Here is a 10,145-nt window from a genome sequence, read left to right as displayed (position 1 = left end):
TCAAGTTTTACGATTACAACACAGCCTTGACGGCCGAATCCGTGCAGCACATCGTGGATACAGTCACGGATTGGAGCACGAGCACGGGTGTCTCGGCCCTGCTTCAGATACCGACGGGCAAACTGACGGAGGAGCAAAAGGCTACGCTGGCGGCCAAGGGATGGACTTATACGGAGGTATAAACATGAACGAAACGGAAACAACGCAAGAAACGACGGAAACGGAGCTGCTCCATTACTTTTTCACGACAGACGAAAAAGGCGAATGGACGGATGAAAACGGGCGGCGCTATGCCGCCAACGCAGGGCGGGCTTTTCATACGCCTCAGGGCCTCAACGCCGGCTGCCCGCAGGCCGCGACGGCAGCCGAGGCCGCAGCGATGAAAGGGCTGACTCACGATCCTCTGCCGCCGGAGACGGAGGATGCCGTGCCACCCCCGACACCGCCGGATGGGTCCGAGATACTCTAGTCTAGCCCCCAGTCCCCCATGATAATCCACCTATCCCGCTATCGCATTACCTACACCCCCTCCGGCGCGGCCCCCATCGAACTGCTCAGCCCTTTGGACATGTGCGATGCCGAGCCAAAGCTGGAAGGAGGCCCGGCGACCGCCACCGCCGAGCTCCTCAGCTCGGCGTGGGCTCACCACCACAGCCGAGGCAACGCCTCCGTGCGCCTCGTGCTCGACCGCTACACAGCCGCCCCATGCCTCGCTCAGGCCCAAGCCCGCGGGTTGGAATTGTGGCGCACCCTCACCCTGCAACCGGAAGGCGACATCACGCTGGAAACCGCCTTCGCCGGTCTGATCACGGCCCCTCTGATTCGCTGGCGCATGCGCGCGAGCCTCGCCTCCGTTCGCCACATCGACTTGGATGCCGCCAGCAGCCCGTTTGCCGGCAGCGCAGGCTACCACACTCAGTTTGAATTCACCGTCTCGCACATCACCGACATCTGACCCATGGCCGACGACCCCAACCTCAAAATAGGCATCAGCCTCGACACCTCGCAACTGCCCGACGACGTGCAGAAAGTCGAAAGCGAGCTTCAGAGCGCCCTCGAAGGCGTCACATCCGCCGTCGAAGATCAGCAGGCGGCCGCAGAAGACGCAGCCAAAGCCCACAAGGAAGGAGCGGCAGCGGCAACCGACGCGCAGCAGAAAACCGCTCGAGCCGTCGAGGACACCACCAAAGCCCTCGAGCGCCAGCAGCGCGGCGCTGATGACACGGCGAACAAAGTAGGCAGCAGCATCAAGGCCACGACTTCGTCCGCATCTGCCGCCGTCTCCAAGATGTCCAAAGAGAGCGCTACCGCCGCCGGCAGCGTGAGCAAGTCCATCAGCCAAGGCACCCAAGCCGTCGGCGGCTTCACCCGGGCCCTGAACATCGCCAACGGCGTCATGGGATTACTGACCAAAGGCTTTGCCGTCGTCGGCCTCATCAATCAGGTCGCCGCCTCCATGCAGCTGATTGCCGACTGGTATGCCAAAATCAGCAAAAAAGCCGAAGACGCCGCGCAAAAAGTGCGAGCCAGCTGGGCCGCACAGCGCGAAGAAGCCCAACGCTTGAAACGCCAGAACGCCGCCGTCGACGCGCTCAACGAGCAAATCGCCGGCCATGAGAGGCTCCTGGCCCTCATGAGAGAGGAGGCGTCGCACGAAGCCCAAATGCGCGGCATGCGGGCCCGCGCCGAAGGCAATATGGAAGAGGCCGAAAAGGCCACGCTTGATGGTATGTTGGCTCGCGGGGAAATCAGCGAGTACGATCATATTGACCGAACTCGCGCCATCGAAGACAAATCGACCGCTCGCAGACAAGCCGATGAAATGGCATCGGCGCGGGATGATCTTGCCACAGCCACCGAGGCTCTTAACCAGAAGCAGGCGGAACACACCTCAGCCACTGATGCCTTGTCTGCACTAATGCAGCGGGGGAAGCAGCTCGGGCTTGTTGATGAAAGCGGGGTGGATACCAACTACATGGAAAGGTTATCCACGGAATGGGCAAGGCTCAATCAATTCATCAACAAACATGGTGGCGACACGGGTCGCTGGGCAGGCAATCTGCTGAAGGGTGATATTACCCTGAGGGATAACTACGCCAAGGCCGTCTACGCTGCGGCGAAAGAACTCGGTGTCGCAACTACCACAAAAAACGAGGACGGCGAGGAAGTTCTCCGACCTGTGAAAGATCTGGCGACGGCCGTTCAGGAAGAATGGGAACGGCAGCGCCGAGAGCTGAAAGACAAAGCAAACGATGCGAGTGAGCAGGAAGCCGCCGCCTCCAGATCCGTAGCGGAAAAGCAGGACATCCTCGCAGCGAAACAACGTGAACACGAGACGGAGAACGCCGCCATACAGGAACGACGCCGGCAGGAAGACCTTACACTGGCCTACCGAGCCAACGCAGAGGCCGTGCAAGCCTCCACCGCCGCCGCAGAGGCAGAGGCAAAGGCCCGACGTGCTGAGCAAGAGCAGGAGCTGGAGGACCGAGCAAGCGATGCCGCTCAACAAGCCGCCGCCGCTCGAGCGTCCTACGTCAACGCCTGGCAGATGGAGCAGGAACGAGCTGTGGGCTATCAAGCGGAGGGCATGGCCGCCATCAGCCGACTGCTCGCTCGAGCCGAGCGAGAGTCTCAGGTCATGGCTCAACTGCGAGCCGCAGTGACCGGAGGAGAAGTCACCATGACAGAAGACGAAGCCCGACGCTACGGAGCCGACATCCGCAGCGTCAAGGCCGCCGGCCTCACCCCCGAGCAGCAGGCAGGCCTCATCGCCGTCGCCGACCGTCTCAGAGACGCCATGACGGCGGAGGCCGCCTCCCAAGCTGCTGCCGAGGCTGTATCCCGCTACCGCGACGATCGCGCGGACGAGGCAAGAGCCGCCACCCGTCAAAATGTCGATCAGCTCAGATCTGATGCCGCAACGGCGTCTGCTCGGGCGGATGAGGCGGGTGCGCGCACCTCAGGGCCGCCGACAACGCAACCGCAGGCCACCACCATGCCGCAGGCCGCAGCCATGCCCCCCGTCGATGATGCCCTCCGCCAGGCGGGAGACGTCATCCGGCAGCACAACGACCTTGCCTCCCGAACCGGCGATGCCATGGAACAATTCAACTCCACCGCTCAGGCCGCGGCCGCAGCCCTGAGCTCTCAGCAGGAACGGCTCAACCGCCTCGCGGCAGAAAACGCCGCTCTGCGCCAACAAATCACCACCATCTCCCGCGCTAACGTATGATCTACACCGAAGCCGATCTCACCGCCCTCGGCTGCCGCGCCCTGAGCATCACCTACAACTCACTGGCCGCAGACAGCATGACTCTGGAGTTCATCTCTGACCTCCGAGAAGCCGTCGAACTGCCTTTTGACGTAGGCGCCCCGCTGCATCTCCTCCGAGACGGAGTTTGCATCTTCCGCGGTTGGGTGACCGACATCGAGACAACGGAACAAGACCACACGCGCAGCATCGGCGTCACCGTCCAAAACGTCATCGCTCTGCTCGATGCGCTACCCGTCGACATCTCCAGCTACGACGAAAGCGGCGAAACCCTCGAAAGCGCCGCCGCCCTGATACGCCGCGCTCTCGCCGCCGCAGCCAAAAGCTCGGAGCTCGGCGACGAACGCTTCGACATCAACATCGAATCATCCGTGCTCGCCGTCTACTCCAGCGGCACCGAATCCGTCTGGTCCGCCATCACATCCGCCGTGCGCTGGGTGGCCAACGCCGCCAGCTGGTATGACCACACCACCGGCACCCTCCATATCGCAGGCGGCACCATCACCCAAGGCACCAAAGCCACCGCCTCCGTGGACATGCCGACCGACGTCACCGCCGGCACACTCACCATCGGAGACACCGCCTTGGACATCGCCACCCTGTCCTCCGCCTCGGCGTGGCCCAGCTCCCCCGCCACCGTTCTGGCCCAGCGTCTGCGCAGCCATCTCAGCGTCGCGGCGGTCGCGACCGGAGCCACGAGCCTGGCGCTCACCGCCCGCGAGCCAGGCATCAGCGGTAACAGCATAGCCCTCGCTTGGACACCCGCACCCGACTCCGCAAACGACGCCCCGGAGCCCGCCATCACCCCATTCAGCGGCGGCATCACCGGCGGCACGGAACACCTCGCCTCCATCGAGCGTCTCCGCAACGCCGACGACCTGCCGGGCAGCGTTGTCAGCATCCAAACGCAGCGCACCGCGTGGGAAACACCACCCGTCTGTGCCCTGCGCGGGCGCTACACCTACACCAAGCCCTCCGGCAGCAGCATCCACACCCCCGGCGCGTTCATCTACGTCGTGCCGGAGAGCGACGTCTCCGTCGGCGGGGCCCAGTCCGCCCCCGCCGTGCAAAAGGACGCGGGAGATTGGATGCTCGTCAAAGGTTACAAAGTACCGGCCGGATGGGACACCCCCGAAGGTGAAGCCGTCGACATGCACAGCGCCGTGAGCAACGGCCCGGAATGTCACCAATTCTGGTCTCGCTATTTCCGCCAGCTTCGCCGCACGAACATCTCCTGCCTCTCCTACGGCACCCCCGTTTTTGAGCCCGTTCCCGTCGACGAAGCCTACCCCGAAGAAGAGGAAGATGACGAGAGCAACGCCGTTTTCACCGCCTTCCGGCCTCCCACCCTCGAAACGGCAAACGGACCTGCGAACTATCAGGAGTTCTCCCCGCACAACACCCAAAACCTCTACGCCCTTTACGAAGGCCAGTTCCCGGCATCCAGCAGCGCGCGCGGCAATGTCAGCGGCCTGCGATTTTGCCGCGGGCAGCTGCGGCAGTTCGTCTGGCTCAAGAGCGAATATACAGGCACCTTGACAGGATCCGACATCACGGAATTTTTCAGCGGCTCCTCCAAGATCAGCGTCAACGGCGGCGAGCAACAAGTCTCCTGCACCTGCCTCACCCTCGACGGCATCTTCATCAACCGCCGGCGCACGCGTTACCAGTCGGGCACTCTCGCACAACCATCAGACTCAACAGACGGCACAGAAGCGGAGACCGATGAGCTATCCCGAACCGATTATATCCAAGCCATCACCGACTACTACATCTCCAGCCGCCCCTACGGCACCCACGGCAGCATGACACTCGCGGCTGTTGCCAACTACATCCACAGTGACCGCTACGGCATCCTCAAATCAGCACAGTGGAAACCGGCCAGCGGAGACCTCACCCTCACCACGGGAGCCGGCGGTCCGCTCGGCGTCGATGCCATCCTCCAGCGTCAGCAAGTCGGCCGCAGACAAGCCCTCTCCGATATCGCCGCATCCGTCGCCGCCGCAAGTCAAGAATCCTCCGGAGCCGAGGGCGACGACAGCGAGGATGACAGCTACCCCATGGTCGGAGCTGCTGCCAGCGCCACCTACCAAGCCATCACTCAAGCGGCCCGGGCTGAACCCTTTGCCGTGTATCGCGACGATGACGGCAAGATCTGGATCAACGGCGGCCCTCTCCCGACACCCACGGGCATGATCGACGTCGACCCCATCAACATCACCGACTACTGGCAGACAGGCCGGCAGTACTACATCAAAGCAGCATACAACCGCACATCGGGCTCTTGGGAGCCTAAAGTCCTCTACCGCGACGCCGGCGACAATGATACCCATTGAACCCTACAGATCCGCCGATACCATCCATGATGACAGCTGGGGCATTCAGCCGGGCAGCGGCATTGCCTACCCGGTGACTGGCGCAGAGACATCCGGCCTGCCCTCATCACGCCTCGGCGGAGCCCCGGCGTATGCCCCGCCGGCATGGGGCAGCATGGCGGCGCAAGAATATGCGAACGTCACCGTCTGGCAGGTCGTGACGGACCTCGACGGCGCCGGAGGCCAACACATAGCAGGCCGCCTGATGGCCGCCTACTGGAGCGGGCGCCTGTGGCTCAAAATCACCGGAGACAACGCGCCCGTCACCGCCGACGCCGAAACGCAGAACGAACAACCGAGCGGCGCAGGCTATCTCGGAACAGCCGGCATCGGCGGCCTGCCGACTGACGCACCGAGCCGAGCCGTAACCCCTCAGCTCTATATCTGCCCCATGGCCATCCGAGACAACTACCTCAAAACCGACCAAGGCACATGGCGAGCCGACGTGTGGTGGGAAGTGTTGGCCAACTACAGCTACCACCCGGAGCCGGGCGTCTGGCAGTCCGTAGACGGCGGAGGCTGGGCGTTCAAGCAAGCCATCCGCGTGACCATCTGGGCCATCGCCTGCGGCAACGTGCTCTGCTTCCACACAACAGCAAGCCCCATGTACACCGACGACCTGATGGCATCCGCCCCCGTTGCCTCGCGACTCGCCTACAGCGCCTGGGGCCTTCCCTACGAATCAATGCGGGGCTACAACCTCGACACCCTCACCGCCGAAGGAGGCCCCTTCGCCCCCTTCTGGTGCGCCCTTCTGCCGTGGGAGCAAGACAACACCACCCCGTACACCCTGGCAGACGACAACATCCCTCAACCCATCCCCGCCAGCCTCGGAACGGAGAATTATCTCGGCAGCGCCGGCACCATCCCGCACACCATCCCTCCCGCCATCGCCGCCCCCTTAAACATCTGCGGTCGCTTCCACTACAGCCCACCATGGGGCATCGCCCAGTCGCAGGTCCTTTGGCCGTGGGAATACGGCTCGGCCTACGGCAACATGCCCGACGTCTCGGAATTCACCGGATACACCTCGTGGCTCGAAGCCGTGCAAGGCTACCTGATTAACCCTGCGTCGCCGCAGGACCATACCGAAAGTGCACAAGACTACTGCTTCGACCCCGCCAGCATCGAAGGGCAGGGCATCCTGATGGGCTACCACCTCGGCTGGTACACCCCCGGCGAAACCATCTGGCCACCCACCGCCGCCCCCTACGAAGTCCTGACCGCAGCCGAGCTGGTCAGCCCCTTCGGCCGCTACTACCTGGCCATAGCCGGCAGCACCGCTGACGGCATCCTGCTCACAGCCTCATGCTTCGCCGAGCCGGGCCCTGACGACCTCGGTGACGACCCGGGCCCTGCCGTAGGCCCAACCCCCAACCCAGAACCCCATCCGCAACCCGGCCCCGGACCATGGAATCCCCCCGCGCCGGACCCGGACGAACCGGACGACCCTGATCCGCCCGGAGGCGCAACGTGGCTGCCTGACGGCTACTACTACATCGCCGGCAGCGGCGTCACCATAACCGCAGACCGCAGCACCGAACGCACCGATGGCGTCGTCACCGCCATCCGCTATGACTTCAGCATCGACGTCAGCCTCGACATATACGCGACGGCCTCCACCCGCTACCGAGTCGACGCCACCCTCAGCACCACCAACGGCGGCAGCTACACCTACCAAGGAGGCACCTACACCATGTACTACGGCTTTGCGCCCCTCCAAGGCGAGACATCAGCCGCCACCGTCACATGGAAATCCAGCTACATGTACGACGACAGCGACAGCAAAAACGTCGCCTTGCGAACCTACATCCCCGGCACCGTCACCGTCGCAGCAGACTTCCCTCAAAGCGGCAACGCCGACAGTGAAAGCCTGCCCACTAGTAACATTCTGGCCATCAGGAACACCGGGCGCTCCATCACCCGAAGCAGCGACGGTGTGAAGCGCCAATTCCACATCTACACCATCGCCCTCAAAACGGAAACGCTCAAAGGCATCATGCTGCGCAAAGCCCTGAACCACACCCCCGCCGTGCAACTGGGCCCGGCGTCGGCAACCGGCATCAACAGCGGACCTCCCGACCCGCCCACCGTGACGGCATCGCTCGGCGCCGTCACCATCGCGCACGATACAAGCCCCTACACCGACTACCCGTCCGACGTCACCGGCTGCCTGATACCCGACATCGCGGCAGACTACAGCACCAACGGCAGCATCTTCACCGGCATCACGGTAAGCGGCAGCGCCACGTGGCTGTACGGAGACGACACACGCGCCAACGGCAGCATCGACGCCCGATTCAACATCACCCTGCCGGACCAATCGGCAAACCTGTAACCTCGATTCCCCCCCCACACTTATGACTGAAATTCGAAAAAAGACCTCCCACATGGGAACGCTGGTGATCAAACCCGTCAGCAAAATGACCGCCCGAGAACTGATCGTGCAACACCACTATTCACACAAATGGCTGGCCTCGTTCGGCATTCATAACTATGGCATCTTCCGGGATCAAGAGGAGGATGAAGCCCAGTGCCTCGGCGTTGCCTCATACGGCTACATGAAAACTCCCAAGGCTCACGTCATCGAAAGCTCAGTCCCCGGCGGATGGATGATCGAGCTGAACCGCATGTGGATCAGCGATGAACTGGGGCGCAACGCCGAGAGCATCCTCATATCCTCAAGTCTCAAACTCCTGAAACAAGCAGACCCCACCATCGTAGCCGTTCAGTCATTTGCCGACGGACGTGTCGGGTGCGGGACCATCTACAAGGCAGCCAATTTCCGCTATTTCGGCTACCACTGGACAACTTTTTTACAAAATCGGCGCTCCCGCGAAATCACGCACCAGCAAATCCTGACATGCTCCACCTGCGCGAGTGGATTCATCCGCACAAACGCAGCGCTGCTTGTCGGCGACATGGACATCTTCCGTGCCAAGACATACCGCTACATCTACTTCCTTCATCCCTCGGCCAAGTTCGTGGGCAACGGGAAAGAGCAACCTTACCCGCCGTACGAACGGGGCACGGAACCGGCCATCTGGTACATCAACCCCGAGCGCCTGAGGCCCCGGCTCATCGCAGCGGTGGATACACTGCTGGAGCGCTGGCCGCATAAGCGCTGCATAGCATCTGGGGGAGAATGAAGAAAGCCACCGGGGCCGAAGCCCCGGTGACCAACTCTAAACCGACAGAATCGGTGCCATCCGTCGATGGCGGCGTCATTGTATCGCGGTATAGATCGAATTTCAAGAGAAAATCGCGATGACCATTTGGGCTTGCTGTGCCCCATCGTGTAGAGTAGAATGGCGGTGTCGGCCGACGGGTCGGCGTCCAAACTCTAAACACATACAGAACATGAAACACAGCATCTCCTTTGCGGAGCTGTGCCCTGCGGAATCACCTGACTTCGCGGAGCACCTGCTCTATAGTATCAACGTGATTGCAAGCCGGGCAGCGGCCGACGCCCAAGCTATGACTGGTTCGGAAGACACTCCGGTATTTTCGCACTTGGACGAAACGGGGATCTCCTTTAGCGCCGAGCCTCTGGAGGCAGCCCCCTGCGCGGCACCCATCTTCACCGTGCCGCGAAATCTCCCCCTGAGAAGAGGCATCCGGCTCGATAACGCCCTCGGGGATTTCCAATACAAAGCATGGCTGATCAGGCTCAGAAATGCCCTCATCGAGTCTGAACTCCAGCAGCAACTACCCCTGCCTCCGGCAATCTGCGACGAGCTCCGCTGGCGGCATTTGTGTCAGAGGGTGGACAACCTGACCATGATCTGCACGCTGGCCGCCCCAGTGCGCCTGCCCTATCGGGTCGCTCTCTGGCTCCCGCCGGACAGAAGCGGCCAGCGTTTCACCACAGACGACTGGGACGCCGCCGCCCTTGGCGAGATATGGATCGAATTCGCCCCGTTTCGAGCAATGCAGCGGGATGGACTCAACGACATTCGGCGCCTATTGTCATCCGCCTCCATCGACCCGGGCAGGGCATGTGCAACGATCACAGCGGAGCACCCCAAGCGAGCGTCATTGAGCTTTCCCCTCGAGCACGACTGATACAAATCAGGCGGGGTAAAATCCCCGCCTTTCCTCTTCTATACCCCTGCCAAGCCTGTGCCTCCTGCAAGCCGAGGCTCTGCCATCCGCCTGCCGCTGCCGCGCTTCTCGTTAAACAGGCCTCTCTTCCCTCATTTCCTTGCAAATCTTCCCTCATGCCGCTTGCCGCGCTACAGGGTTTGGGGAGGGGGCGCGTAGCCCCTCCCCATTCTTCCGAGCAGTGCCGCAGAGAAGATTCCAAAGGAGATGAGCGAGAAGCTCTCTCCTTTGGTCCAAGGGGACAGGGGAGGCGGACAGCCTCCCCGGCTCGGCTTCACCCCGAGGGGTTGCTTTTACTCAGAGTCAATTTCGCGCCTCCGTTGCAGCAAAAGCAGGATCGCGTCTCGACATTGCCGTACCCTCATTGTTAGTGCAATGGGGTCGAGAGATTCATG

The 10,145-nt window shown here is 62.3% G+C and carries 8 protein-coding genes; all 8 read left to right on the top strand.

Features of this window, described 5'->3' with window-relative positions; translation table 11 throughout:
* On the top strand, positions 1-182 hold a 182-nt coding region (locus tag AC6UAL_RS09185; RefSeq protein WP_500683080.1), incomplete at its 5' end, for a hypothetical protein.
* Positions 183-184: 2 nt separating this feature from the next.
* Positions 185-469 carry a hypothetical protein gene (locus AC6UAL_RS09180; RefSeq protein WP_500683079.1) on the top strand — a complete coding sequence of 95 codons (285 nt, stop codon included), beginning with the start codon at positions 185-187 and terminating at the stop codon, positions 467-469.
* 18 nt (positions 470-487) lie between these two features.
* Positions 488-955, top strand: coding sequence for a hypothetical protein (locus AC6UAL_RS09175; protein WP_500683078.1), 468 nt, complete (start codon positions 488-490; stop codon positions 953-955).
* Positions 956-958: 3 nt separating this feature from the next.
* Complete coding sequence (locus AC6UAL_RS09170) at positions 959-3,232, top strand: coiled-coil domain-containing protein (protein WP_500683077.1); 2,274 nt, start codon at positions 959-961, stop codon at positions 3,230-3,232.
* The gene (locus tag AC6UAL_RS09165; RefSeq protein ID WP_500683076.1) at positions 3,229-5,607 is read left to right on the top strand and encodes a hypothetical protein; all 2,379 of its coding nucleotides are present in this window, start codon (positions 3,229-3,231) and stop codon (positions 5,605-5,607) included. Before AC6UAL_RS09170 ends, AC6UAL_RS09165 begins: the two co-directional genes overlap by 4 nt.
* Positions 5,594-7,984, top strand: a complete 2,391-nt coding sequence (locus tag AC6UAL_RS09160; RefSeq protein ID WP_500683075.1) for a hypothetical protein — start codon at positions 5,594-5,596, stop codon at positions 7,982-7,984. Before AC6UAL_RS09165 ends, AC6UAL_RS09160 begins: the two co-directional genes overlap by 14 nt.
* A gap of 22 nt (positions 7,985-8,006) precedes the next feature.
* Complete coding sequence (locus tag AC6UAL_RS09155; RefSeq protein WP_500683074.1) at positions 8,007-8,795, top strand: Mom family adenine methylcarbamoylation protein; 789 nt, start codon at positions 8,007-8,009, stop codon at positions 8,793-8,795.
* A 211-nt stretch (positions 8,796-9,006) separates the two neighbouring features.
* Positions 9,007-9,711, top strand: coding sequence for a hypothetical protein (locus tag AC6UAL_RS09150; RefSeq protein ID WP_500683073.1), 705 nt, complete (start codon positions 9,007-9,009; stop codon positions 9,709-9,711).
* Positions 9,712-10,145: the final 434 nt, after the last annotated feature.

This window comes from Candidatus Parakkermansia intestinigallinarum, from assembly GCF_944389695.1.
Taxonomy (GTDB): domain Bacteria; phylum Verrucomicrobiota; class Verrucomicrobiia; order Verrucomicrobiales; family Akkermansiaceae; genus Akkermansia; species Akkermansia intestinigallinarum.
The sequence above is the reverse complement of the archived record's forward strand: the minus strand, read 5'-3'. Positions and strand labels throughout refer to the sequence as shown.

What these genes read in the sequence shown, in the direction of transcription:
- AC6UAL_RS09180 (WP_500683079.1), top strand. Translation starts at nt 185, where the DNA reads ATGAACGAAACGGAAACAACGCAAGAAACGACGGAAACGGAGCTGCTC.
- AC6UAL_RS09175 (WP_500683078.1), top strand. Translation starts at nt 488, where the DNA reads ATGATAATCCACCTATCCCGCTATCGCATTACCTACACCCCCTCCGGC.
- AC6UAL_RS09170 (WP_500683077.1), top strand. Translation starts at nt 959, where the DNA reads ATGGCCGACGACCCCAACCTCAAAATAGGCATCAGCCTCGACACCTCG.
- AC6UAL_RS09165 (WP_500683076.1), top strand. Translation starts at nt 3,229, where the DNA reads ATGATCTACACCGAAGCCGATCTCACCGCCCTCGGCTGCCGCGCCCTG.
- AC6UAL_RS09160 (WP_500683075.1), top strand. Translation starts at nt 5,594, where the DNA reads ATGATACCCATTGAACCCTACAGATCCGCCGATACCATCCATGATGAC.
- AC6UAL_RS09155 (WP_500683074.1), top strand. Translation starts at nt 8,007, where the DNA reads ATGACTGAAATTCGAAAAAAGACCTCCCACATGGGAACGCTGGTGATC.
- AC6UAL_RS09150 (WP_500683073.1), top strand. Translation starts at nt 9,007, where the DNA reads ATGAAACACAGCATCTCCTTTGCGGAGCTGTGCCCTGCGGAATCACCT.